The 23,667-nt window shown below is 74.6% G+C and carries 24 protein-coding genes; 13 read left to right on the plus strand and 11 right to left on the minus strand.

Annotated elements, in window-relative coordinates:
• Positions 1-5: 5 nt before the first annotated feature.
• A complete protein-coding gene (locus ACIQMJ_RS32140) occupies positions 6-1,004 on the plus strand; it encodes a LacI family DNA-binding transcriptional regulator (protein ID WP_499764745.1) in 999 nt (332 codons plus the stop codon).
• Positions 1,005-1,179: 175 nt separating this feature from the next.
• Here the strand turns inward: ACIQMJ_RS32140 and ACIQMJ_RS32145 are convergent, their stop codons facing one another.
• The 4 genes from ACIQMJ_RS32145 to ACIQMJ_RS32160 form a co-directional block, all read right to left on the minus strand.
• A complete protein-coding gene (locus tag ACIQMJ_RS32145; RefSeq protein WP_499764746.1) occupies positions 1,180-3,465 on the minus strand; it encodes a heavy metal translocating P-type ATPase in 2,286 nt (761 codons plus the stop codon).
• Positions 3,458-4,399 (minus strand): DUF8832 domain-containing protein, encoded by a 942-nt coding sequence (locus tag ACIQMJ_RS32150; RefSeq protein WP_499764747.1) that lies wholly within the window; start codon positions 4,397-4,399, stop codon positions 3,458-3,460. Before ACIQMJ_RS32150 ends, ACIQMJ_RS32145 begins: the two co-directional genes overlap by 8 nt.
• A 116-nt stretch (positions 4,400-4,515) precedes the next feature.
• Entirely contained in the window at positions 4,516-4,722 is a 207-nt protein-coding gene (locus tag ACIQMJ_RS32155; protein ID WP_499764748.1) for a heavy-metal-associated domain-containing protein, read from the minus strand.
• Positions 4,723-4,765: 43 nt separating this feature from the next.
• Positions 4,766-5,047: a metal-sensitive transcriptional regulator gene (locus ACIQMJ_RS32160; RefSeq protein WP_499764749.1), complete on the minus strand. Its 282-nt coding sequence runs from the start codon at positions 5,045-5,047 to the stop codon at positions 4,766-4,768.
• A 371-nt stretch (positions 5,048-5,418) separates the two neighbouring features.
• Between ACIQMJ_RS32160 and ACIQMJ_RS32165 the strand changes: the two genes are divergently transcribed.
• The 3 genes from ACIQMJ_RS32165 to ACIQMJ_RS32175 are packed head-to-tail and all read left to right on the plus strand — an operon-like array spanning position 5,419 to position 7,764.
• Complete coding sequence (locus tag ACIQMJ_RS32165) at positions 5,419-6,780, plus strand: HAMP domain-containing sensor histidine kinase (RefSeq protein ID WP_499764750.1); 1,362 nt, start codon at positions 5,419-5,421, stop codon at positions 6,778-6,780.
• Complete coding sequence (locus tag ACIQMJ_RS32170; protein ID WP_499764751.1) at positions 6,777-6,965, plus strand: hypothetical protein; 189 nt, start codon at positions 6,777-6,779, stop codon at positions 6,963-6,965. The genes ACIQMJ_RS32165 and ACIQMJ_RS32170 overlap by 4 nt, the downstream gene beginning before the upstream one ends.
• A 4-nt stretch (positions 6,966-6,969) precedes the next feature.
• Entirely contained in the window at positions 6,970-7,764 is a 795-nt protein-coding gene (locus ACIQMJ_RS32175) for an alpha/beta hydrolase (RefSeq protein WP_499764752.1), read from the plus strand.
• A gap of 1 nt (position 7,765) precedes the next feature.
• Here ACIQMJ_RS32175 and ACIQMJ_RS32180 read toward each other — a convergent pair whose 3' ends face one another.
• The 4 genes from ACIQMJ_RS32180 to ACIQMJ_RS32195 form a co-directional block, all read right to left on the minus strand.
• Positions 7,766-7,978: an Rv3202a family protein gene (locus ACIQMJ_RS32180; protein ID WP_499764753.1), complete on the minus strand. Its 213-nt coding sequence runs from the start codon at positions 7,976-7,978 to the stop codon at positions 7,766-7,768.
• Between the two features lie 226 nt (positions 7,979-8,204).
• Positions 8,205-8,378, minus strand: a complete 174-nt coding sequence (locus ACIQMJ_RS32185) for a hypothetical protein (RefSeq protein ID WP_499764754.1) — start codon at positions 8,376-8,378, stop codon at positions 8,205-8,207.
• A gap of 203 nt (positions 8,379-8,581) precedes the next feature.
• The gene (locus tag ACIQMJ_RS32190) at positions 8,582-10,696 is read right to left on the minus strand and encodes an amylo-alpha-1,6-glucosidase (RefSeq protein WP_499764840.1); all 2,115 of its coding nucleotides are present in this window, start codon (positions 10,694-10,696) and stop codon (positions 8,582-8,584) included.
• An 8-nt stretch (positions 10,697-10,704) separates the two neighbouring features.
• The gene (locus ACIQMJ_RS32195) at positions 10,705-11,913 is read right to left on the minus strand and encodes a glycosyltransferase family 4 protein (RefSeq protein WP_499764755.1); all 1,209 of its coding nucleotides are present in this window, start codon (positions 11,911-11,913) and stop codon (positions 10,705-10,707) included.
• A gap of 123 nt (positions 11,914-12,036) precedes the next feature.
• Between ACIQMJ_RS32195 and ACIQMJ_RS32200 the strand changes: the two genes are divergently transcribed.
• From ACIQMJ_RS32200 to ACIQMJ_RS32225, 6 genes are read left to right on the plus strand one after another with little or no spacing between them, the layout of a single operon-like run.
• Entirely contained in the window at positions 12,037-12,897 is an 861-nt protein-coding gene (locus tag ACIQMJ_RS32200; protein WP_499764756.1) for a hypothetical protein, read from the plus strand.
• 8 nt (positions 12,898-12,905) lie between these two features.
• Positions 12,906-13,238 carry a Cd(II)/Pb(II)-sensing metalloregulatory transcriptional regulator CmtR gene (gene cmtR / locus ACIQMJ_RS32205; RefSeq protein WP_499764757.1) on the plus strand — a complete coding sequence of 111 codons (333 nt, stop codon included), beginning with the start codon at positions 12,906-12,908 and terminating at the stop codon, positions 13,236-13,238.
• A complete protein-coding gene (locus tag ACIQMJ_RS32210) occupies positions 13,235-13,882 on the plus strand; it encodes a cation efflux transmembrane domain-containing protein (RefSeq protein ID WP_499764758.1) in 648 nt (215 codons plus the stop codon). The genes cmtR and ACIQMJ_RS32210 overlap by 4 nt, the downstream gene beginning before the upstream one ends.
• Before the next feature lie 46 nt (positions 13,883-13,928).
• Positions 13,929-14,573, plus strand: coding sequence for a helix-turn-helix transcriptional regulator (locus ACIQMJ_RS32215; protein WP_499764759.1), 645 nt, complete (start codon positions 13,929-13,931; stop codon positions 14,571-14,573).
• Complete coding sequence (locus tag ACIQMJ_RS32220) at positions 14,570-15,661, plus strand: alanine racemase (RefSeq protein ID WP_499764760.1); 1,092 nt, start codon at positions 14,570-14,572, stop codon at positions 15,659-15,661. The genes ACIQMJ_RS32215 and ACIQMJ_RS32220 overlap by 4 nt, the downstream gene beginning before the upstream one ends.
• Entirely contained in the window at positions 15,658-16,587 is a 930-nt protein-coding gene (locus ACIQMJ_RS32225; protein ID WP_499764761.1) for an ornithine cyclodeaminase family protein, read from the plus strand. Before ACIQMJ_RS32220 ends, ACIQMJ_RS32225 begins: the two co-directional genes overlap by 4 nt.
• Here the strand turns inward: ACIQMJ_RS32225 and ACIQMJ_RS32230 are convergent.
• Positions 16,565-16,924, minus strand: a complete 360-nt coding sequence (locus ACIQMJ_RS32230; protein WP_499764762.1) for a hypothetical protein — start codon at positions 16,922-16,924, stop codon at positions 16,565-16,567. The genes ACIQMJ_RS32225 and ACIQMJ_RS32230 overlap by 23 nt on opposite strands.
• A 274-nt stretch (positions 16,925-17,198) precedes the next feature.
• Here ACIQMJ_RS32230 and ACIQMJ_RS32235 point away from each other — a divergent pair, with 274 nt between their 5' ends.
• Positions 17,199-17,978, plus strand: a complete 780-nt coding sequence (locus tag ACIQMJ_RS32235; protein ID WP_499764763.1) for a hypothetical protein — start codon at positions 17,199-17,201, stop codon at positions 17,976-17,978.
• A gap of 25 nt (positions 17,979-18,003) precedes the next feature.
• Here the strand turns inward: ACIQMJ_RS32235 and ACIQMJ_RS32240 are convergent, their stop codons facing one another.
• Positions 18,004-18,810 carry a bestrophin-like domain gene (locus ACIQMJ_RS32240; protein WP_499764764.1) on the minus strand — a complete coding sequence of 269 codons (807 nt, stop codon included), beginning with the start codon at positions 18,808-18,810 and terminating at the stop codon, positions 18,004-18,006.
• A 177-nt stretch (positions 18,811-18,987) separates the two neighbouring features.
• Here ACIQMJ_RS32240 and ACIQMJ_RS32245 point away from each other — a divergent pair, with 177 nt between their 5' ends.
• Together ACIQMJ_RS32245 and ACIQMJ_RS32250 are read left to right on the plus strand one after the other, a co-directional pair.
• Complete coding sequence (locus ACIQMJ_RS32245) at positions 18,988-20,145, plus strand: glycoside hydrolase family 6 protein (RefSeq protein WP_499764765.1); 1,158 nt, start codon at positions 18,988-18,990, stop codon at positions 20,143-20,145.
• Positions 20,146-20,210: 65 nt separating this feature from the next.
• Positions 20,211-20,570, plus strand: a complete 360-nt coding sequence (locus tag ACIQMJ_RS32250) for a DUF2203 domain-containing protein (protein ID WP_499764766.1) — start codon at positions 20,211-20,213, stop codon at positions 20,568-20,570.
• A 103-nt stretch (positions 20,571-20,673) separates the two neighbouring features.
• Here the strand turns inward: ACIQMJ_RS32250 and ACIQMJ_RS32255 are convergent, their stop codons facing one another.
• Positions 20,674-23,607, minus strand: a complete 2,934-nt coding sequence (locus tag ACIQMJ_RS32255) for an AfsR/SARP family transcriptional regulator (protein ID WP_499764767.1) — start codon at positions 23,605-23,607, stop codon at positions 20,674-20,676.
• Positions 23,608-23,667 lie beyond the last annotated feature (60 nt).

The following is a 23,667-nucleotide window of genomic DNA, read 5'->3' on the forward strand; positions in this document are numbered from 1 at the left end:
ACGCGGTGACCCTCAGCGACGTGGCGCGGCTGGCCGGCGTCTCGATCTCCACCGCGTCCAAGGCGATCAACGCCCGGGACGAGGTCGCGCCCGCCACCCGCGAGCGCGTGCTGCGCGCCGCCGCGGAGCTGTCGTTCCAGCCCAACGCCCTGGCCCGCGGCCTGATCTCCGGGCGCACCCGCACCATCGGGCTGCTCACCGACGAGCTGGGCGGCCGGTTCGCCATCCCGATCCTGCTGGGCGTGGAGAACGCGTTGGCCAACGAGCAGATGTCGGTGCTGCTGTGCGACGCGCGCGGTGACGCGATCCGGCGCCGGCACTACATCAGCACGCTGCTCGCCCGGCAGGTCGACGGGTTCATCATCCTGGGCGACGACAACGACATCCGGCCCTCGCTGACCCGGGACATCCCGGTGCCGGTCGTCTACGTCTACTGCGAGTCCAGCGATCCCGGCGACCTGTCCGTGATCGCGGACGACGAGGGCGGCGCGCGGCTGGCCGTCGAGCACCTGGTGTCGTTGCACCGCAAGCGGATCGGCCACATCACCGGCCCGCAGACCTACCGCGCCGCGCGCGACCGCGTGACGGCGCTGCACCGGGTGCTGGCCGAGCACGGGCTGGAGCCGGCGGGCGGCGCGCCGCTGTACGGCGAGTGGTCGCAGCGCTGGGGCAGGCACGCGGCCCGGATGCTGCTGGCCACCGATCCCGGGGTGGACGCGGTGTTCTGCGGCAACGACCAGATCGCGACCGGTGTCGCGGACACGTTGTCCCACCTGGGCAAGCGGATACCGGAGGACGTGGCGATCGTCGGCTACGACAACTGGGAGGAGTTCGCCGCCGACTGCCGCCCGCCGCTGACCACCGTGGACCTCGACCTGGAACGGCTGGGCACGACGGCGGCGCGGTACCTGTTCGACGCCCTGGACGGCCGCCGCCCGTCCGGCGTGATCCGCCAACCGTGCCGCCTGGTCGTCCGCGAGTCCACCACCGCCCTCATCCCGTGAGCCGAACGCTGAGCACCCGAGAGTCGAACGCTCAGGCCCCGAGAGTCGAACGCTCAGGACCCGAGAGTCCTACGCTCAGGACCCGAGAGTCCTACGCTCAGGACCCCCGAGTTCAACGCTCAGGACAGCGCTGTGGCCCGGAACCGGTCGGTTCCGGGCCACGCGAGCGGGGTCGTCAGACGCGGACAGGCACCTTGTCCTGAGTGGACTCCGACGGACGGCCCGCGTGCGCCTGCGCGGTGGCCGTGCTGCGGAAACCCCGCAGCCGCAGGCTGTTCGACACCACGAAGACCGACGAGAACGCCATCGCCGCACCCGCGATCATCGGGTTGAGCAGCCCGGCCGCCGCCAGCGGCAACGCCGCGACGTTGTACGCGAACGCCCAGAACAAGTTGCCCTTGATGGTGGCCAACGTGCGCCGCGACAACCGGATCGCGTCCGCCGCCGCACGCAGGTCGCCCCGCACGAGCGTCAGGTCACTGGCCTCGATCGCCGCGTCCGTGCCGGTGCCCATGGCCAGCCCGAGGTCGGCCTTGGCGAGCGCGGCGGCGTCGTTCACGCCGTCACCGACCATGGCCACCACCTTGCCCTCGCCCTGGAGCCGGGCGACGACGTCCACCTTGTCCTTCGGCAGCACCTCGGCGATGACCTCGGTGATGCCGACCTCCGCCGCCACCGCGCGGGCCGCCGCCTCGTTGTCGCCGGTCAGCAGCACGGGCGTCAGCCCGAGCGCGCGCAGCTGCCGCACCGCCTCGACCGACGTCGGCTTCACGGTGTCCGCGACGACCAGCACCGCCCGCGCCTCGCCGTCCCACGCGACCAGGACGGCCGTGCGCCCCTCGTCCTCGGCGGCACGCTTGGCCTCGGCCAGCGGACCGTCCAGGTGCACGCTCCACTCGGCCAGCAGCCGCTCCCGGCCGACGATCAGCGCGTGCCCGTCGACGACGCCCTGCACACCCAGCCCTTCGAGGTTCTGGAACCCCTCGACCGCGGGCAGGTCGCCGACGCGCTCGGCCGCACCGGCCGCGATGGCCTGGGCGATCGGGTGCTCGGAGGCGTGCTCCAGGGCGCCTGCCAAGCGCAGCACCTCGTCCTCGTCCACCCCGTCGGCGACGTGCACCGACACCAGGCTCATCCGCCCGGTGGTGACGGTGCCGGTCTTGTCCAGCACCACCGTGTCCACCCGCCGGGTCGACTCCAGCACCTCCGGCCCCTTGATCAGGATGCCGAGCTGCGCGCCGCGCCCCGTGCCGACCAGCAGCGCCGTCGGCGTCGCCAGCCCCAGGGCGCACGGGCAGGCGATGATCAGCACCGCGACCGCCGCCGTGAACGCCGCCGACGCGCCGCCGCCCGCGCCGAGCCAGAACGCCAGCGTGCCCACCGCGAGCGCGATCACGACCGGGACGAAGACCGCCGAGATCCGGTCGGCCAGGCGCTGCGCCTCGGCCTTGCCGTTCTGGGCGTCCTCGACCAGCTTGGCCATCTGCGCCAGCTGGGTGTCGCCGCCGACCCGCGTCGCGCGGACCACGAGCCGACCGCCCGCGTTGACCGTCGCGCCGACCACCGCGTCACCGGGACCGACCTCGACCGGCACCGACTCGCCGGTCAGCATGCTCGCGTCGACCGCCGAGCTGCCCTCGGCCACCACGCCGTCGGTGGCGATCTTCTCGCCCGGCCGCACCACGAACCGGTCGCCCACCTGGAGTTCTCCGATGGGGATCCGGGTCTCCCGACCGTCGCGCAGCACGGCGACGTCCTTCGCGCCCAGCTCCAGCAACGCCCGCAGCGCCGCGCCCGCCCGCCGCTTGGACCGCGCCTCGAAGTAGCGGCCCGCGAGGATGAACGTCGTCACGCCGGCCGCGACTTCGAGGTAGATCGCGCCCGCGCCGTCGGTGCGGGAGATGGTCAGCTCGAACGGGTGCGTCATGCCGGGTGCGCCCGCCGTGCCGAACAGCAGCGCGTACAGCGACCACGCGAACGCCGCGATCGTGCCCATCGAGATCAGCGTGTCCATGGTGGCCGCGCCGTGGCGCAGGTTCGTCCACGCCGCCCGGTGGAACGGCCACGCGCCCCACACCAGCACCGGGGCCGCCAGCGTCAGCGAGATCCACTGCCAGTAGGTGAACTGGAGCACCGGCACCATCGCCAGCGCGATGACCGGCACGGCCAGCACGGCGGACACGACCAGCCGCTGCCGCAGCGCCGCCGTCGGGTCCTCCTCGGCCGCCTCGACCCGCTCGGTCTCCACGACGGGCAGCGCGGCCTGGTAGCCGGCGGCCTCGACCTGCTCGACCAGGATCTGCGGGTCGACGTCGGCCGGGAACGTGACGCGTGCCTTCTCGGTCGCGTAGTTCACCGTCGCCGTCACGCCGTCGAGCTTGTTCAGCTTGCGCTCGATCCGGGCCGCGCACGAGGCGCAGGTCATGCCGGTGATCGCCAGCTCGATCTGCGCGTCAGCCATGACCGTGCTCCTCCTCTTCACCGTGGGCGCTCGCGCCCACGGTGTCCACCGTGAACTCGGCCGTGCGCACGACGCCGTCGTGCTGGAAGTCCAGGAACAGCCGGTAGCCGCCGGCCGTCGGCACCTCGGCCACGAACGCGATCTCCGGGCCGGCGGGCGTCTTCCCGTCACCGGGCGCGCCCTCGGGGTGCACGTGCAGGTAGGCCAGGTCGCCTTCGCGCAACGCCACCAGGTGACCGTACGCCGCCAGGTAGGGCTCCAGGTCGGTGACCGGCGCGCCGTCCTTGGTGACGGTCAGCCGCACGGGCGAGGCCCGGCCGGGCACGAGGTCGCCGTCCAGGCGCACCTGGTAGCCGTCGACCTCGGCCACCCGGGACGGCGCGTACGCGCGGGGCTCGTAGGCACCCGCCGCGTGCACGTCGACACCGAGCGTGGTCGCCTCGCCACCGGTCGGCTTGAAGTCGGCGAAGACGCGGTAGGAGCCCGCCTCGGGGACGTCCAGCGGCACGGTCCACGTGCCGTCCGGGGCCATCTCGGGGTGGACGTGCCGGAAGCCGGAGGTGTCGCGCCGGATCGCGATGAGGTGCATCCGCTTGTCGTGCTCGACGTCGAACGCGGTGACCGCCGCGCCGTCGGGCCCCAGGACGCGGAAGGAGAAGGAGTCGGTTCCCGCGGTCAGCGTCGTGTCGGTGGGCGCGAGGGTGTAACCGCCCCTGGACGACGCCAGCCCGGCGGGCTGGTCCTGCGCGGTCTCCGCGACGGTGCCGCTGTGGTCGTCCCCGTGGCCGGTGCCCTCAGCACCGGGCGTGCCGTCGTGGCCGCTCGGCGCGGCTTCGACGGCGAAGGGACCGACAGCGCTACCGGCCGCCCAGGCGCCACCGGCGACCAGGGCGAGTACCGCACCGTAGGCGGAGAGCTTCGCTGCTGTGTTCATTGGTCAGTCCTCGAGACTGGTGGAGCCCGCGATCGGCGGGCTCCCGGTCGGCTGCTGTGCCGTGGTGGATCGGGTCGTGGTGGGCACCCCCACGGGTTACCCACCGGCCACGCGGGTCAGCCGGCGAGCGCGTAACCCGCCTCTTCGACGGCCGCGCGCACGTCCGCCTCGGCGACCGGGGCGGTGCTGGTCACCTTGACCGCGCCGGTCGGGAGGTCGACGTCCACGCCGGTCACGCCGTCGATCTTGGTGACCTCCTCGGTCACGGACGCCACGCAGTGGCCGCAGGTCATGCCGGTGACGGTGAAGGTGGACTCGGCCATGGGGTGCTCCCGGTTGTCGTCGTGTCGATCGGTACAGGTCGGATCAGGACCGCACCAGGCGGGCGATGGCTTCGCTCGCCTCGCGGACCTTGGCGTCCGCGCCCTCGCCGCCCTCGGCGAGCGCGTCGGCCACGCAGTGCTTCAGGTGCTCGTCGAGCAGGCCGAGGGAGACCGCCTGGAGCGCCTTGGTCGCCGCCGCGATCTGGGTCAGGACGTCGATGCAGTACTCGTCGTCCTCCACCATCCGCTGCAACCCGCGGACCTGCCCCTCGACCCGGCGCAGGCGCTTGAGGACGGCGTCCTTGTCGGAGGTGTAACCCCGCATCCCCGGACTCCCTTCGGCCACTCGGTGCGTGTCCGTCAGGGACATTCATACCCCCAGGGGGTACCTGAGTCAACTCGGCGGCCGACCCCGGTGACCGGCGTCACGCGCTTGGGCACCCTACCCCCGTACTGTATCGGCGGCGGGTCGACGCGGCCCTGCGGAGGGTCGTGTCGTCCGTCGCATCGCGGTCGCCGGGGACGGCGGCCGCGGAGCCGGTGTCGGCTTACTGGCCGGCACAGCGGACGAGCGCCTGGCACCCTGGTCGGGTGCGGGTGCCGTGAGGTGCGGAAATGCTCGCGCCGAACCCTCGCGATCGGGCGCGACCCGGGGGCCGGTCGGTGGCGGGCACGTCGGTGTGGTGGGGTGGGGTGGTGCCGAGGTTCTCGTTGCGGTGGCGCGTCGCGCTGGCCATGGGGCTCGGCTCGGTGCTGCTGACCAGCGCGGTCGCCGTGGCGATCTGGAACCTCACCTCCGGCTACATGCTGCGCCAGCGCGAGCAGAGCGCGGTGCGCCAGGCCGAGGTCAACGTCCGGCTGGTCGACGCCGCCCTGAGCAGCGGCTCCGACGGGCTGACCGGGTTGCTGACCGGGCTGACCACCGGGCCCGACTCGACCGTGCTGCTGTTCCACGACGGGCAGGTGCTGACCAGCGGCAGGCAGGTGGACGCGCGGGTGCTGCCGCGCCGGCTGGTCGACCTGGGGCGGCAGGGCACGCCCGCGGCCCAGCGGCTGGTGGTCGACGGCATCCCGGTGCTGGCCGTGACGCTGCCCATCGAGTCGACCGACGGGGCGTACGTGGAGCTCGCACCGCTCGTCCAGCTGGACCGCACGTTCCGGTTCCTCAGCGCCCTGCTGGTGGCCGTCACGGTGGTCAGCGGGCTGCTGGGGGTGGCGCTGGGGTCGTGGGCCGGGCGGCGGGCGCTGCGACCGCTCACCGAGCTGACCGAGGCCGCGTCCCGGATCGCGGGCGGCGACCTGCGGGCCCGGCTGCCCACCCAGACCGACCCGGACCTCACCTCCCTGGCCACCACGTTCAACGCCACCGCCGAGGCGCTGGAGCAGCGGGTGCGGCGGGACGCCCGGTTCGCGGGCGACGTCAGCCACGAGCTGCGGTCGCCGCTGACGACCATGGTCAACGCCGCCGAGGTGCTGCGCCGGCGGCGGGTGGAGGTGCCCGGCACGGCGGGCCGGGCGCTGGACCTGCTGACGTCCGAAGTGGACCGGTTCGCGCGGATGGTGGTGGACCTGCTGGAGATCTCGCGGGCCGACCAGCAGGCCGAGGACCCGACGCTGGAGACGATCGACCTGGCCGACCTGGTGGCCAACGTGGTCGCGGCCCGGCCGGGCGGCCCGGTGCCGGTGGACGCCGGCTCACCGCCGCCGCAGGTGCTCGGCGACCGCCGCCGGCTGGACCGGGCCGTCGACAACCTGCTGGACAACGCCGAACGGCACGCGGGCGGCGTGGTGCGCGTCGGGGTGCACTCGCACGAGGGCAAGGCGCGGGTCGAGGTGGACGACGCCGGGCCGGGCGTGCCGCCGGAGCTGCGCGACCGGATCTTCGACCGGTTCGACCGGGGCGCGCGGGCGGGCCGGCGCGGCGCGGACACCGGCAGCGGGCTCGGGTTGGCGCTGGTCGCGCAGCACGTGCAGCGGCACGGCGGCACGGTGCGGGTGGAGGACCGGCCGGGCGGCGGGGCGCGGTTCGTGGTGGAGCTGCCGGAGGCGGAGCGATGAGGGTCGCGGTCGTGCTGCTCGTCCTGTACGCGCTGGTCAGCGCCTGTGGCGTGACCACGCAGGACGAGCCCCAGCCGCTGGTCACGTCCACCGCGAACCCGGTGCCCACGCCCACGCTCACGCAACGCCCGGACCCGACCACGTCGTCGACCACGGCGACGACGACCAGCACCACCACGGGGTGACCGGGTGCGCAAGCGGGTGCCGGTGGCGATCGTCATCATGGTGGCCGTGGTGTTCGGCGGCGCGTTCGCGTTCCAGCGCAAACTGGTGTTCCTGCCGACCGGCGGGCCGCTGCCGGTCGCGGGCGACGTGCTGCCCGGCGGCCGTGACGTCACCCTGACCACCGGTGACGGGCTGCGGTTGGCGGCCTGGCACTTCCCGGTGGCCTCGGCGCGGGCGACCGTGCTGGTCGCGCCCGGCAACGCCGGGAACCGCCACCTGCGCGTGCCGCTCGCCCGTGCGCTCACCGCGCGCGGGCTGTCGGTGCTGCTGGTCGACTACCGGGGCTACGGCGGCAACCCCGGCGACCCGACCGAGGCCGGGCTGGCGCTGGACGTGCGCGCGGCCCGGGAGTTCCTGGTCGGCGAGGCCGGGGTGCCGCCGGAGCGGCTGCTCTACTTCGGCGAGAGCCTGGGCGCGGCGGTGGCGGCGGAGCTGGCGGTCGCGCACCCGCCCGCCGGGCTCGTGCTGCGGTCGCCGTTCACCGACCTGGCCGCGGTCGGCGCGCGCCACTACCCGTTCCTGCCGGTGCGGTGGCTGCTGCTGGACGAGTTCGCCACCGAGCGGCACGTGGCGCGGGTCGACGCGCCGGTCACCGTCGTCTACGGCTCGGCGGACTCGATCGTGCCGCCCGAGCAGAGCCGCGCGGTGGCCGCCGCGGCGGGCGCGTCCACCGTGGAGGTGGCGGGGGCCGACCACAACGACCGCGTGTTGCTGGACGGCGTGCGGCTGGTCGACGCGATCACCGCCCTGGCTCCCTGACCTACCAGGTGTCGTCCGGGCCGTCGTCGGGCAGCGGCACGACGCGGTTCTGGTCGGCGACGTCCGCCGGGTCGGCCTCGGGCACCTCCGGCGGCGCCGGGGCGGGTTGCGCCCGGCCCACGGCGGCCTCCTCGTCAACGACCCCGGCGTCGGGCTCGGGCTCGACGGGCTGCTGCTGGTCGGCCACGTCGTTCCACGGCTTCTCCAGGCTCATCAGGGTGATCCTCCACAACGGCGCGGGCAGGACGACGCCCGCTGCGACCAAGCGTCGCAGCGGGCGGACGGATACGACGTTCGCAAGTGGATTCACACACCACCGGGGGCTCAAACCCGCGATGGCCGCCCGATCGCGTCGCGAGACGCACGCCGGGGCATCACCCCGCCCGGGAGAACGGTGGGCGGGCCACCTCGCCGAACGGGTCGGCACCCCCGTCACCGGGTCACCTCCTCGTCGAGCGGACCGTCAGGGGACGCACAGCCGCCGTCGACCCGGCGCGGCGGAGGGGCCGCTCGCGCGGCTCGACCCGGCGGGTCGCCTCGAACTCGGCGTGGAACCACGCCCGGTCCGCCAGGACCACCTCGGCGAAGCCGGTGTCGCTCCGGACGTCACGCACGTCGTCCACTCCCCAGGCCACGTTCACCAGGTGTTCTGGAGCTGGAGGACACGCCGGCCGCCGCACGCGCCGAGATCGCCGAACCGCGGGGCAGGCTCGGCGCGTGCGACGGCGCCGGGGCGAGCGGTCCGGTCGGCTGACCACCGGGTCACGGCGTCCGCCGGCCGGGCACGGTCGCGGCCCGGCCGGCGGACGGACGCGCGTCACCCCCGGGTGGCCCAGTCGGCCGACAAGCCGGACACCGCGACCTTCTCGCCGGTGGCGCTGATGTGCGCGGTCTCGTCGCCGAGCCGCAGGTCGGTCAGGGTCAGCTCGCCCCACCGCGGCGGCAGGTGGGGTGTGGTGGTCAGGGTCTTGCGCGGCACGTCCGGCTCCAGCCCGAGGCACGCCCGGACCAGCAGCAGCGGCGAGGCGCTGGCCCACGCCTGCGGCGAGCACGACGTCGGGTACGGCACCGGCGGGCTGAAGTCGTCGCGGGCGAAGCCGCAGTACAGCTCGGGCAGGCGACCGCCGAACGCGGCGGCGGCGTCGAGCAGGCCGTCCGCCAGGCGGTGCGCCAGGTCGACCGCGCCGGGCAGGTGGGCGTAGCGCAGCAGCCCGGCCACGGCGATGGCCGTGTCGTGCGGCCACACCGACCCGTTGTGGTAGCTCATCGGGTTGTACGCGCCCATCGAGGACGCGAGCGTGCGCAGGCCGTAACCCGTGTCCATGTCCGGCTCGGCCAGCCGCCGGATCAGCGCGGCGGCGTGCTCGTCGGTGGCGATCCCGGTCCACAGGCAGTGGGCGGTGTTGCTGGTCAGCGCGTCCACCGGCTGCTTGCGCCCGTCCAGCGCGACCGCGTACCAGCCCTGCTCCGGCAGCCAGAACGCCTCGGCGAACCGCTGCCGCAGCTCCTCGGCGCGGGCGCGCAGGCGGGCCGCCAATGCCTCGTCGCCGAACCCCTCCGCCAGCTCCGCGCGTGCCAGCAGCGCCGCGTACACGTACCCCTGGACCTCGCACAGCGCGATGGTCGGCACGGCCTGCCGGCCGGACGCGTCGTTGATGCCGTCGAAGCTGTCCTTCCAGCCCTGGTTGGCCAGGCCGCGGTCGGTGGCGCGGCGGTACTCCACGAACCCGTCGCCGTCGCGGTCCCCGTACCGGTCGACCCACGCCAGCGCGGCGTCGGCGGCGGGCAGCAGCGAGCGCACCACGGCCGGGTCCGCACCCCACTTCCAGCACTCGGCCAGCAGCATCACGAACAGCGGCGTGGCGTCGACCGTGCCGTAGTAGTGGTTGCCGCCCAGCACCGCCGTGCTGTCCGGGCCGAGCCGCAGCTCGTGCAGCACGCGGCCCGGTTCCTCCTCGGTGAGCGGGTCGACGACCTTGCCCTGGGTCTCGGCGAGGGTCTGCAACGTGCCCAGGGCCAGGCCGACGTCCAGCGGCAGCGCCATCCACGCGGTCAGCAGGCTGTCGCGGCCGAACAGGGTCATGAACCAGGGCGCGCCCGCCGCGACGAACGGCCGGCCGTCCCGCGCCGGGTCGTGGATCTGGAGCGCGCCCAGGTCGCTCTCGGTGCGCCGCAGCACGCCGGTCAGCACCGGGTCGCTCGCCGTGACCAGGGTGCTGGCCGCGCGCCACGCCCGGATCTTGCGCGCGGGCCCGCTGGCCTCGATCCGCTCGCCGCGGTGGAACTGCGGCTGCACGGGCCGCCCGGCCACGGTCGGCTGCACGACCACCTCGGTGGACCACCGGCCGCCCGCGGGCACGACCACGTGCCAGCTCAACCCGCCCGGCACCACGACGGGCTCGGCGCCGGCGGTGACCGACACCCCGCGCGAGCCGTCCTTGCGGTCGCGCAGCACGAGTTCCGGTCCGGCGGCGACGGCGTCGGAACCGCTGTGCGCGGCCCGGCCCTCCTTGACCGCGAACAGGTCGGCGAAGTCGGCGTCGACGTGCAGCTCCAGCCGCACGGCGGTGGCCTCGCGGCCGAGGTTGTCGACCGTGATCGTCTCCCGCATCCCGTCGCCGACCAGCCGTTCCCGCACCAGCAGCAGGGTGCTGTCGGCCAGGCCGGCGGCGGGCGGGCGGCGCAGCACGAACCGCGCCGCGAACGCCTCCGGGTGCGACACCGACAGCGGGTGCGCGGTGCGGCCGTCCAGCCTCAGCTGCCACCGCGACAGCACGCGCGCGTCGCGGAAGAACAGCCCGTGCGGCGTGCCCGGCTCGATGTCGCCGGTGCCGGTCGAGAGGCAGAACGTGCTGCCCTCGACCAACGTCGTGGTGCCGCCGACGTCGCCGGTGAACGCCGGTTCGCCCGCGTTGAACGGCTCGGGTGGCAGGTCGGCCGTCACGCGCGGTCCCCGGAGGCGTGCAGGGCGGGTCCGCCGTCGACGTTGCGCCGGTACACGCGGTCGAGCGCGGAGTCCAGGGCGGCGTAGTCGCGGCGCAGCGCGGTGAGCGAGCCGTCCGCGAGCGCCCCGCGGTAGGCGGCTTCGTAGCCCGCGCCGAGGCCGTCGACGTCGAAGTGCGCGGCGACGTGCGCCCGGCAGGCGGCGGGGTCCAGGTCGCGCACGTCGTGCAGCGCGGCCACCAGCTCCTCGGGGTCGTCCCGCACCAACCCGGTCACGCCGTCCACCACCACCTCCGGCACCGCGCCCGCGCGCAGCGCCACCACCGGCGTGCCGCAGGCCATCGCCTCGATCATCACCATGCCGAACGGCTCTTCCCAACGGATCGGGAACAGAAGACACCGGGCGGCGGACAGCAGCTTGCGCTTTTCGGCCGCGTCGGCGACGCCGAAGACGTGGTCCCGCCCGGTCAGCCGCGGCCGGACCTCGGCCTCGAAGTACTCCTTCTCGATCGGCTCGGCGCACTTGCCCGCCAGCACGAGCGGCACGCCGGCGGCGTGCGCGGCCTCCAGCGCCAGGTGCGGCGCCTTGTCGGGGTGGAAGCGGCCGAGGAACAGCGCGTAGTCCTCCTTGCGCGCGCGGAACGGCCAGTCGGCCAGGCGCAGCGCGTTGTGCACGGTGCCGACCCAGTTCAGCTCGGGCGCGAGCTCGCGCTGCCGGTCGCTGATCGCGACGAGGCCGACGTCGTCGCCGAGCTCCCGGTAGTAGCGGCGCATGTCGGTGTCGACGGGACCGTGCACGGTGGCCACGGTCGGCAGGCCCATCGCGGCGAACGCGGGCGCGTTGAGCGGACCGGCGAGGGTGTGGTCGTGCACGACGTCCAAGCCCTGCGTGGACGCGAGCCGCTCGACCGCGCGGCGGACCGCGGCGGCGTGCACGACTTCCGGGAACGGTTCGCCGAGGCGTTCGGGGACGGCGCGGTCCCAGACGGGGACGAACTCGGCCTTGGTGCCGGGCTCCCCCGCGCCCAGCAGGGTCACCGAGTGACCGCGGGCGACGAGCGAGTCGGCGAGGTCGGCGACGACGGCCTCCACGCCGCCGTAAGCCTTGGGCGGCACGTCGAAGTAGGGCGGCGCCACGAGCGCGACGCGCAACCGGTCGCGGACGGCTTGGCGCGGGAGCGTTGCGGCGGAAGGAGAACTGCTCAAGTCGACCTCCGATCCAGCAGGCACCTGCTTGGCACTCTTCGACTGGGAGTGCTAACAAAGATCGTGGGCGGTGCGCAACATCCGCCGCGGCGAACATGACGTCGATCACGGGAGAGTGCTGTGGTGGCAGTGGACGGTGACCTGGTGCCGTTGCGGGCGGACTTCGACGTGGTGTGGCGCGGCTACGACCGCGGCCAGGTGCGGCGCTACGTCGAGGGCGTGGAGGGCGAGCTCCGGGTGCTGGCGGTCGACCGGGACGCCGCCGAGGCGCGCGCCGACGACCTGGCCCGCCAGCTGGAGACCGCCCGCGCGGAGATCCGCGTGCTGCGCGAGCACGTCGACCGGATCTCCCGCACGCCGATCGACCCGGCCGCGCTGACCGAGCGCCTGCGGCGGATGGCGGAGCTGGCGCACGAGGAGGCGGCCGAGATCACCGACCGGGCGCGGGCCGTCGCCGAGCACCGGTGGGCCACCGCGGAACGCGCCGCGGCCCGGGTGCGCGAGCGGTCGGAGCGGCTCGTCGCCGAACTCGACGCCCAGCGGCGGCAGGCCGAGGCGGAGCACCGGGAGGTGATGCGCGAGGCGGGTGAGCGGCTGCTGGCGACGACGCGGGAGGCCGAGCAGCGGCGGCGCGAGCTGGACGAGCGGGCGGCGGCGTTGCGCGAGGAGGTGCGGGTCGACTTCGAGCTGGCGATGGCCGCGCGCCGGGCCGAGTCGCTGGAGGCGGTGGCCGCCGAGGAGGCTGCGGCGCGGGCGCGGGCCGACCGGCTGGTCCGCGACGCCGAGGAGCACGCGCGGCGGATCGTGGTCGAGGCGCAGCGGCGGGTGGACGACCTGCGCGCCCGGCGGGACCGCATCGCGGCCGGGTTGCGCGGCGCGCGGGAGCTGCTGGCCGAGGCGAACCCGTTGCTGCACGCGCCGTGGGACGAGATCCCGGCCCAGCGCACCGCGCCCGCGCTCGAAGATACAGCCGAGGCTGTATAGTTCGCCGGGTGCTGACGTGTGAGACGCGCGAGACCGCGCTGGCCCGGCTCGGCCGGGCGCTGGCCGACCCGACCCGGTGCCGCATCCTGGTCGCGCTGCTCGACGGCCCCGGCTACCCGGCGCTGCTGGCCGACCGGTTGGGGCTGACCAGGTCCAACGCGTCCAACCACCTGTCGTGCCTGCGCGGCTGCGGCCTCGTCGTGGCCACCTACGAGGGCCGCCAGGTGCGGTACGACATCGCCGACCCGCACCTGGCGCGGGCCATCGGCGAGCTGCTCGACGTGGTCCTCGCGGTCGACCCGACCCGGGACTGCGCGGACGACGTGGTGGGTGCGCGGTGACGGCTTGCGCCGACGGCTGCTGCGCCGCGGAGGGCAAGCCGGTCCTCACGGCGGACCGGCGCGGTGCGCTCACCCGGCGGGTCCGGCTGCTGGTGGCCGCCACGATCGCCTACAACGTGGTCGAGGCGGTGATCGCGATCAGCGCCGGCACGATCGCGTCGTCCACCGCGTTGATCGGCTTCGGGCTGGACTCGGTGGTGGAGGTCGCCTCGGCCACCGCCGTCGCCTGGCAGTTCTCCGCGAAGGACCACGAGGCCAGGGAACGGGTCGCGCTGCGCGTGATCGCGCTGTCGTTCTTCGCGCTGGCGCTCTACGTGACGGTCGAGTCGGTGCGCGCGCTGGCGGGTGCGCAGGCCGCCGACCACTCGACGGTCGGCATCGTCCTGGCCGCCGTCTCGCTGGTCGTGATGCCCGTGCTGTCCCGGGCGCAGCGCCGGGCGGGCCGCGAGCTGGGCTCGACCAGCGCCGTCGCCGACTCCAAGCAGACGCTGCTGTGCACGTACCTGTCCGCCGTGCTGCTGGTCGGCCTGGTGCTCAACAGCACCGTGGGCTGGTGGTGGGCCGACCCGCTGGCCGCGCTGGTCATCGCCGCGGTGGCGGTCAAGGAGGGCCGCGAAGCCTGGCGCGGCGACCACTGCTGCTGACTGGACGGATTGTCCAGTAGTCAGACGTTGTGTCTAGACTGCGGGCATGACAGCGGACGCGATCCTCGGGGCGCTCAAGGCCGTGGTGCCCGGGTTGGCCGCGACGTTCGGGCGGTCGTGCGAGGTGGTGCTGCACGACTACCGGCAGCCGGACCACTCGGTGGTCGCGGTGGCCGGGGAGGTGACCGGGCGGCGCGTCGGCGGCGCGATGAGCGAGATCGGACTGGCCGTGCTCGCCCGGGGCAACTCCGCCGCGGACGAACTGAACTATCTGACCCGCACGCCGGACGGCCGGCTGGTCAAGTCGTCCACGCTGCCGCTGCGCGACGAGAACGGCGACGTGTTCGGCGCGCTGTGCGTGAACCTCGACGTGACGGCGCTGCGGCAGGTCGGCGACCTGCTCGCGGACCTGGCCGGTGGTGACGCCACACCCACCACGACCACGTTCACCGACGACGTCGAAGAGGTGGTCGACGCCGTCGTGCGCGCCGAGGAACCGGCCCTGGCCAAGCCGGTGACGGGGTTGGCCAAGCCCGAACGCCTGCGCCTGCTGCGCGCCCTCGACGAACGCGGGGTGTTCCACCTGCGCGGCGCGGCCCCGAAGGTCGCGGCACGGCTCGGCATCTCGCGCGCCTCCCTCTACGCCGACCTGGCCGCGTGCCGCACCCGACCCACCGACGAGGAGCGATGACCCCCTACCTGCTGGTGGACGAGGCGAAGGTGCGGCGCAACGTCGACCGCCTGCGCGCCCACCTCGACGCGCACGGCACCCCCCTGCGCCCGCACGTGAAGACGGCCAAGTCGGTCGACGTGGCCCGAATGGTGTTCGACGGCGGCACGGGGCCGATCACCGTGTCGACGCTGCGCGAGGCCGAGGCGTTCGCCGACGAGGGGTTCACCGACATCGTGTACGCGGTCGGCATCGCGCCGGCCAAGCTGGACCGGGTGCTCGCGCTGCGGCGGCGCGGCGTGGATCTGGTGGTGCTGCTGGACAACGTCGCGCAGGCCCGCGCGGTCGCCGAGGCGTCGGCCGCGTCCGGCATCGCCGTCCCGGCGCTGATCGAGGTCGACTGCGACGGGCACCGCGGCGGCGTGCTGCCCGGTTCGCCCGACGTCGCGGCGATCGCCGCCGCGCTCGACGGCGCGGAGCTGCGCGGCGTGCTGACCCACGCGGGCGAGTCGTACTTCTGCTACACCGAAGACGCCCTGGTGCGGGCCGCGGAGGCGGAACGGACCGCCGCCGTGCGGGTGGCGGAAGACCTGCGGGCGGCCGGGTTCGCGTGCCCGGTCGTGAGCACCGGCTCGACCCCCACCGCGCACGCCGCGGCCGACCTGACCGGCGTCACGGAGGTCCGGGCGGACAACTTCGTGTTCTTCGACCTGGTGATGGCGGGCATCGGCGTGTGCTCGGTGGACGACCTCGCGCTGTCCGTGGTGGTCACGGTGATCGGCCACCGGCCGGGCAGGGTCATGACCGACGGCGGCTGGATGGCCACCTCGCGCGACCGCGGCACGTCCCGCCAGCCGGTGGACCAGGGCTACGGCCTCGTCGCGCCCCTGGACGGCCCGCCGTTCCCCGACCTGCTCATGACCGACGCCAGCCAGGAGCACGGCACGCTGGGCATGCGGCCGGGCAGCGCGCACCCGTTGCCCGACCTGCCGGTCGGCACGCAGGTCCGCGTGCTGCCCAACCACGCCTGCGCCACGGCCGCGCAGCACGACACCTACCGCCTCGCGGGCGCCGCGGGCACGACGTGGAAGCGGGTGAACGGCTGGTGATCTTCCTGTCGGAGGAGGAGACCCGCGCGCTGGTGACGCGGGACCTGGCTTACGACGCCGCGCGGTCGGCGTTGCTGGAGGCGGCGGACGGCGGTGCGCTGTTCCCGGCCGTGGTGGGGCACGGGTCGTCGCCCGCCAACCGGTTCACGGTCAAGTCGGGCGCGGCGGCGGGCGCGGCCGGGGTGAAGATCGGCAGCTACTGGCCGGGCAACACCGAGCGCGGCCTGCCGCGCCACAACTCGGTGATCCTGCTGTTCGACCAGGCCGAGGGCCGGATCGGGGCGGTGGTCGAGGCGGGGTACGCCAACGCCTTCCGCACCGCCGCGGCCGACGCGGTCGCCGCCGACGTGCTGGCCCGGCCGGACGCGCGGTCGTTGGCGGTCTTCGGCACGGGACCGCAGGCGTGGCACGAGTGCGTGGCGCTGGCGCGGGTCCGCGAGCTGTCCGTCGTGCACGTGGTGGCGCGGGACGCCGAGCGGGGCGCGCGGTTCGTGGCCGACCTGGCGGCGGAGGGCCTGCCGGCGGTGCTCACCGGACCCGAACGGGCGTGCCGGTCGGCCGACGTCATCGTCACGGCGACCACCGCACGGGCCCCGCTGTTCGAGGCGGGATGGGTGCGGCCGGGCACGCACGTGGCGAGCATGGGTTCGGACGCCAAGGGCAAGCAGGAGCTGCCCGTGGCGCTGCTCGAGTCCGCGCGGCTGTTCTGCGACTGGCCCGCGCAGTCGGTGGTGATCGGCGAGTTCCAGCACGTGCCGGACGCCCGGCCGACCGCGCTGGGCGACGTGCTCGCGGGCCGCGCGGCCGGCCGGTCGTCGGCCGACGAGGTGACGGTGTTCGACAGCTCCGGCATCGCGTTGCAGGACCTGCACCTCGGCCTGGCCCTGCTGCGCGCCGCCGGGGTCAGCCCGCCACCAGCAGGGTGACCGTGCGGTTGCGGTCCGGGTCGGCCGGGTGCGGCAGGTCGGACTGGTCCGCGCTGCCGAGCGTGAAGGCGGTCAACGGCAGTCCGCCGGCCGCCGCCAGCACCTGCGCCGCCGCGCTCGCGCGGGCCAGGGCCACCGGCGAGCCACCGGCCGCGGGCCCGCCGGGCACGACCGCGGTGTGGCCGAGGACGGTGACCCGCACGTCCCGACCGGCGAGCACCGCGGCCCACCGTTCGAGCACCTGCCGCCCGCGCGGGGTCGGTTCGGCCGAGTCCGGGGCGAAGAGCCCTTCGCCGAACGTCACCAGCACCCCGCCCGCCCGGCGTTCGGCCACCACGTCCCAGGAGCCTGGCCACGGTCAGGCAGTGGCCCGAGGCCAGCAGCTCGCCGACCCCGTCCAGCCGCACGTGCGCCGAACCGTCCTCGAACGACTCGAAGTTGACGCGCACGGCCCGCCGGGTCCGCTCGTCCACCGCCAGCCGTTCGGCTTCGGCGAGCAACGCCCTGATCCGCAGCCGGTCGGGCTTGCGCTGGTCCATCATGGCCGGCGCGCAGTTGTTCAGCACCACGGCCGCCTGCTCGCGCAGCCGGGCCGTGCGCGGGTTGGTCCGGTGCGGCAACGCCCGGTCCAGCTCCCGCAGGGCGTCCACCAGCTCGCCGGGGGCGCGGCGGGCCGCCACGCCGAATCGCCGCGCCTCGACCAGCTCGGCGAACTCGGCGATCAACGCCTTCACCCGGTCGACCAGCGGTTGGGCGGCGACGGTGCGGGCGTCGGCCAGGACGTCGGCGTCGAGCCGCCACTCGCCGATCAGGCCGGTCAGCGCGGCGTCGGCGCGGGCGGCGGCGAGCGCGACCTGGGGTCCCAGCAACGCGCGGGCGAACGCCTGCCGCAGAACGTCCACAGTGGATTCGTCGAGCGAGCGGTCCGCCAGGGCACGCACGCGGTGGTCGACGTGCGACCAGAAGTCCTCGTGCTCCAGGGTGAAGCCCCACGCCCGCGCGGCTTCACCCCACATCCGCGCGCGCTTCGACTCGTTGACCGGCTCCGCCCCGGCCTCCAGGTCGAGGACGGCGGCGTGGGCGTGCACCGCGTCGTCGTGCAGCCGGTGCACGACCTCGGAGCATCCGCAGCGGCCCGGCTCGCCCCACCACCGGAACAGCTCGGCCACCAGCCGGTGGGCGGTCCGGCCGAGCTCGCCGAACGCCGACCGACATCTGCCGCCGGGGCACGCACCTCGCGCGGTGGCGCGTCGGTCCGCACCCGGGTGAGCCGGGACGGGTTGCGGCGGTACAGGTCCGGCCCGGCCACCTCCAGCAGCCGTGCCCGCACCCGGTCGGACGACCTGCGCGCCGTGCGCCGAGGCATGGCCGGCATCGGGTCGTCACCCTGACCACCGCCATCATGTCGCCGCACCCTCACGACGCCGCGCGCACGGCCCCGGTCTCGTCGCACGGGAGCGTGTCCGGGTCGTACAGGTCGGCGTAGTCCTCGGTGATGTCGACCTCGGTGGCGCGCATCGCCTCGGACGACACGCTGATCACGCCCGTGAACGGCCGGTCGACGTCCCGGATGAGCAGCAGGCAGAGGGTGAACAGGCCGGTGAGCACGACCAGCGTGGCGACCTCGACCTTGCGGTTCCGCGCGGGCAGGTTGAACCCGAACGCCATCACCGTGACCGCGAGCGTGACGACCATGAACCAGTAGAGGACCTCCGGGATCGCCGGCACCGACTGCGCCACCCGCTCGCTGCGCGCCTCGGCCCGCCGCTCGTCCGCGTTCACCAGCGTCTCGAACAGCGGGTCGGCCGCGCCGAGCTGCTTGAACACCGCGCGGAACCGGGTGCTCCAGACGCTGGGCTCGGGCGAGGTGCCGCGGCCCTCCTCCATGCGCGGCCACTCGTAGGCCCGCACGGCGCGGGCGTAGCAGACCGTGGCACCCTGCAACGCCCGCGCGACGGGCTCCGGCGCGAACTCGGAGACCTCGAAGAAGTGGTCGACCACCCCCGCCTCGGCCCGCGCCGCCTCGTCCGCCGTGCCGTAGGACTCGGCCGCCACCACCAGCACGAAGGCCAGCAGCAGCACGGCCAGCGTCTCCATCGGGCTGGTCAGGTCCCGGTTCGTGATCGGCTCGCCGGGTTCGAGGTGGCGGCGCCGCTTCAGGTACCAGTTGAAGAACAGCCCCAGGGCCAGCGCGCCGACCGCGGCCACGACGGTGGTGATCACCGCTCCAGGGGTAGACGGCCCCGTCGGCCGCCACAACTGGAAGCACCCGTCCGGGTCGAAGGTCACGACCAGGTCTCGAAAAGGTGTCCGCACGCGGGGGCGGGGGTTGTGATGCAGCTCGCAACCCCGCATGCTTGCCACCCATTGGGAGCGCTCCCAGGCAGAAGGAGCAGTCGAGTGGACAAGCGAGCGAGACGACGGCGGGTCGGCCTGACCCTGGCGGCGACCGCGGTGTGCGCGTTGATCGGCGTCGGTGGCGCCGGAGCGGAGGGGATCGTGGCCGCCTCGGGACCGCCGCACCTGCCCAAGGGCACGTCGTTCTACGTCGAACCCGACGGCAACGCCGCGCGGCAGGCCCGCCAGTGGCGGTCCGAGGGCCGGGTGGCCGACGCCGAGCTGATGGAGGCCGTGGCCGCGCAGCCGACCGCCATCTGGTTCACCACGGCGGGCGCCGAGCAGGTGCGGCAGAACGTGCGCGACGTGGTGCGAGCCGCGCGGGCCAAGGACCAGGTGCCGGTGCTCGTGGCGTACTTCGTGCCCTACCGGGACTGCTCGCAGTGGTCGGCGGGCGGCGCGCGCAGCGAGCAGGAGTACAAGGAGTGGATCGACGCCTTTGCCGAGGGCATCGGTGACGAGAAGGCCGTCGTCGTGGTCGAGCCGGACGGCCTGGCCCTGCTGACCAGCGAACCGTGGTGCACGATCGGCCCGGACGCCGAGCTGGTGCCGCAGCGGTTCCGCGAGATCAACCACGCCGTCGACGCGCTCAAGCGCGGCAAGCACACCCGCGTCTACCTCGACGCCGGGCACTCGGCGTGGCAGCCGCTCAACGACTACGACGCGGGCTACGGCGAGCCGCGCCAGCAGCTGGGCATCGTCAACCGCCTGATCCAGGGCGGTGTCACGCGGGCGGACGGCTTCGCGCTCAACACCTCGAACTACCGCCTCACTCAGGACCTGGTCCAGTACGGCACGCGCGTGTCCAAGTGCATCCACCTGCGCACCGAGCGGGGCGCGGCCACCTGCCCGGCCGTCGAGGAGCTGGACGCGATGCCGGTGCACAAGCCGAAGATGACGCACTTCGTGCTGGACACCAGCCGCAACGGCCGGGGCCACTACGCCCCGGGCGAGGGCGAGACCGACTGGTGCAACCCGCCGGGCCGCGGCCTCGGCGAGCGGCCCACCGCGAACACCGGCATCCCGCTGGTGGACGCGTTCCTGTGGATCAAGCGCCCCGGTGAGTCCGACGGCGAGTGCCAGGGCGGCCCGGCCGCCGGCCGCTGGTGGCCGGAGCAGGCCCTGGAACTGGCGGAGCTGGCGAACCCGCCGCTGCGCTGAGGTGAGCCCCGTCCGCCGTGGCCGCGGGTACCCTGTTCGGGTAACGCAGCCACGGCGGACCAGGGGTGACAGTGTTCAGCGTGCCCGAGGCGCGGGAGGAACTGGCCCGGCTCCTGCCGGTGCTCACCGAGATCGTCGAGGTCCGGGCCGACGCCGCCGAACTGGCCGCGTCGCTCGGCGGTGGCGAGCCCACCGACCTCGGCGGCCTGCCCGAGCTCAAGGCCGCGCAGGCCCGGCTGGACGACCTGATGACCACCGTGCAGTCGACCGGCGCCGAGCTGAAGGGCTTCGCGCCCCTGCTGGTCGACTTCCCGTCCGACCTCGACGGCGTGCCCGTGCTCCTGTGCTGGCTCGAAGGCGACCAGGGCCTCGACTGGTACCACCGGACCGACCTCGGGTTCGCCGGACGACGCCCGCTGGACTGACGGCTCAGCCGTTGGCCGGGATCCACCCTCTTCACCGCGACCCCCCATCCCGCCCCCTGCGGGCCTGGTGACGGGAACTGTTCCGACCACCGCTATCCGGCCACTATCCCGACGACATCCGCAACGCCCGCTCGTCCAACCCCAGCTCGTCCAGGATCGCGGCGCACTCCCGCCGGTACCCCTCCGCGCCGCCCGGGTCGGCCAAGGCCAGGCGCGCCAACGCCCGTGCCACGTCCAGCCGGGCCCCCACCTCCCGCCAGATCGCCAACGATCGGCGCAGCACCTCGACCGCGGGCCGGCCACGAGCCGACTCCACCTCGCCCACCGTGCCGAGCGTCCGCGCGAGCTCGTCCGGCACACCCAGCTCCTCGTGCACCCGCAGCACGCGCCCGAGCCGTTCCGCGGCCCGCTCCCGTTCACCCCGGCGCAGCCACACCCGGGCCAGGTCGTGCCCGACCCGGGCCACCCCGAGCTCGTCACCGAGGTCCCGCACCAGCTCACCCGCTTCGGTCAGCAACCGCTCCGCGTCCTCGGTCCGGCCGACCTCCAGCAGCACGTCGGCGCTCAACGCGAGCAGTTGCGCCCGGTTCCGCTCCTCCCCGTCCGCCGACGCCAGCAGCCGCTCGACCACCGGCACGGCCTGCGCGGAGAACCCGGCCTCGTGCCGGGTGCGGGCCAGCGACAGCGCCAACCACCGCGCCAACGGCGGCGGCGTGTCCTCGTCGCAGGCGTCGACGCCCTCCTCGAACCACCGCGCGGCCTCCGCCAACCGCCCCAGGGCCTGCGCCGCCCACCCGGCGTTGCCCAGCGCGCCCACCACCACGACCCGGTCGCCGAGCCCGCGCGCCAGCGCCAGGCCCTCCGCCGCCAGCGCGGGCAGCTCCTCGAACCGCGACCGCTGCGCGGCCAACCCGAACAGGCTCAGCAGCAACCGCACGGTCTGCCGGTCCACGCCGTGCGCACGGGTGCACGCCACCGCGGCCCGCAATATCCGTTCCCGCTCCACGTCGTACGTGCGCACGGCGAGGAACCCGGTCATGCGCAACGCCAACCCGCCCGCGACCTCGGCCAGCCCCAACCGGCACGCCTGCTCGACGCACGCCGTCAACGCCGTCGCCTCGACCTCGAACCACTCCCGCGGCGCCGCCGCGATCGGCCCGGCCACGTCGTCCGGCGCGAGCGGCAGGTCGAGCCCGACCGCGTTCTGCATCCCGTGCCCGACCCGTTCGTCGGCCACCCCGGCCCGACCGAGCCACCCGGCCAGCACCCGCCCCACCGCCGCCTCGCGCTCCTCCGGCGGCTCCTCGGCCGCCGCGCGCTCCGCCGCGAAGTCGTGCACCAAACCGTGCAACCGGAACCGCTCCTGCCCCACCCGGTCCCGACCGAGCACCTCGACCAGGTGCACGTCGGCCAGCGTCTCCAGCAGCCGGTCCACCCGCGCGCCGCCGCCGAGCAGCGCCCCGGCCACCCAGGCCGGCCACTCGGGCGTCGCCGACAACCCGAGCCGGCGCAACAACACCCGGGCCGGCGGGTCGAGCAACCGGTAGCTGGCCGCGATGACCGCCCGCACGTCCAGGTCGCCCAACGACAGCTCGTCCAGCCGCCGCCGCTCCTCCGCCAGCCGGTCCCGGAACTCCGCGATCCGCCACGTCGAGTGCACCGCGAGCCGCCCGGCCGCCACGCACACGGCCAGCGGCAGGTTCCCGCACAACGCCACGACCCCGCTCGCCGCCTCGGGCTCCGCCGCCACCCGCTCCGCCCCGGCGATGCGCGCCAACAACTCCACCGAGTCCTCCGCCGACAACGCCGGCAACGTCCACCGCGCCGCGCCGACCAGCGCACCGAGCTGACGACGCGACGTGACCACCGTCGCGCACGACGAGCCACCGGGTAACAGCGTCCTCACCTGCGCCTCGGCCGCCGCGTCGTCCAACACGACCAGCACCGCCCGATCCGCCACCGTGCTGCGGTACAGGGCGACCCGCTCCTCCGGGTCCTCCGGCACCTCCGCACCGAGGGCCCGGAGGAACCGCCCCACCACCACGTGCGGATCGGTCTGGTCCCGGTGCGACCCGCGCAACGTGGCGAACAACTGCCCGTCGGGGAAGCGCTCCGCCAAGTGGTGCGCCACCGACACCGCCAACGCCGTCTTGCCCACCCCACCGGGCCCCACCAGCACCGCCAACCCGGGCCCGTCCTCCGCCCGCAACCCCGCCACGACCTCCGCGTGCACCTTCCCCCGCCCCGCCAACACCGCCATCTCCGGCGGCAACTGCCGGGGCACCACCATCGGCACCGACCGCCGCCCCGCCCGCACCTCACCCCGCAGGACCCGCTGCTCCAACTCCCGCAACGCCACCCCCGGCGCCACACCGAGGTCCTCGTCCAACCTCCGGTACGCCTGCCGGTACACCTCCAACGCCTCGGCCTGCCGCCCCACCCCGACCAACGCCACCATCCGCGCCTCGTACAGGCGCTCCCGGTACGGGTGCTCCTCGATCAGCGGAGCCACGTCCACCAACACCTCGTCGTACCGCTCCAACGCCAACCGCGCCGCCAACCGCCCCTCCTGCGCCGCCAACCGCTCCTCGTGCAGCACGGCCCGCACCGACCCCGCCCACTCGTCCTCCACGTCCGCCAACGCCGGCCCCCGCCACAACCCCAACGCCGCGTCGAACGCCACCTCCGCCGCCCCGTGCTCCCCACCGGCCGCCGCCCGCCGCCCCTGCTCGGCCAACGCCCGGAACTCCACCAGGTCCACCTCGACGTCCCGCGTCGACAACTGATAACCGGTCGGCCGGGTCACGATCACCCCCTCCCCCAACCTCCCCCGCAACCGGCTGACCAGGTTGTGCAACTGCGCCCGCGCCGACCTGGGCGGCCGCACCCACAACTCCCCGATCAACCTCTCCGCCGCCACCACCCGATCCGCATCGAGCAACAACACCCCCAACACGTACCGCTCCCGCACGCCGCCAACCGGCACGGCGTCCCCTCCACGCCACGCCACCACCGGCCCCAACACCCCGAATCGCACCAAATCGGTATACCGCAAACGGCCCAGCGCCGAGCCGTCCGGAAGCGGCCCTTGTCCTGT

The sequence above is a fragment of the Actinosynnema sp. NPDC091369 genome (assembly GCF_044757065.1).
Lineage (GTDB): Bacteria > Actinomycetota > Actinomycetes > Mycobacteriales > Pseudonocardiaceae > Actinosynnema.

What these genes read in the sequence shown, in the direction of transcription:
- ACIQMJ_RS32220 (WP_499764760.1), top strand. Translation starts at nt 14,570, where the DNA reads ATGACCCCCTACCTGCTGGTGGACGAGGCGAAGGTGCGGCGCAACGTC.
- ACIQMJ_RS32145 (WP_499764746.1), bottom strand. Translation starts at nt 3,465, where the DNA reads ATGGCTGACGCGCAGATCGAGCTGGCGATCACCGGCATGACCTGCGCC.
- ACIQMJ_RS32155 (WP_499764748.1), bottom strand. Translation starts at nt 4,722, where the DNA reads ATGGCCGAGTCCACCTTCACCGTCACCGGCATGACCTGCGGCCACTGC.
- ACIQMJ_RS32170 (WP_499764751.1), top strand. Translation starts at nt 6,777, where the DNA reads ATGAGGGTCGCGGTCGTGCTGCTCGTCCTGTACGCGCTGGTCAGCGCC.
- ACIQMJ_RS32180 (WP_499764753.1), bottom strand. Translation starts at nt 7,978, where the DNA reads ATGAGCCTGGAGAAGCCGTGGAACGACGTGGCCGACCAGCAGCAGCCC.
- ACIQMJ_RS32150 (WP_499764747.1), bottom strand. Translation starts at nt 4,399, where the DNA reads ATGAACACAGCAGCGAAGCTCTCCGCCTACGGTGCGGTACTCGCCCTG.
- ACIQMJ_RS32215 (WP_499764759.1), top strand. Translation starts at nt 13,929, where the DNA reads ATGACAGCGGACGCGATCCTCGGGGCGCTCAAGGCCGTGGTGCCCGGG.
- ACIQMJ_RS32160 (WP_499764749.1), bottom strand. Translation starts at nt 5,047, where the DNA reads ATGCGGGGTTACACCTCCGACAAGGACGCCGTCCTCAAGCGCCTGCGC.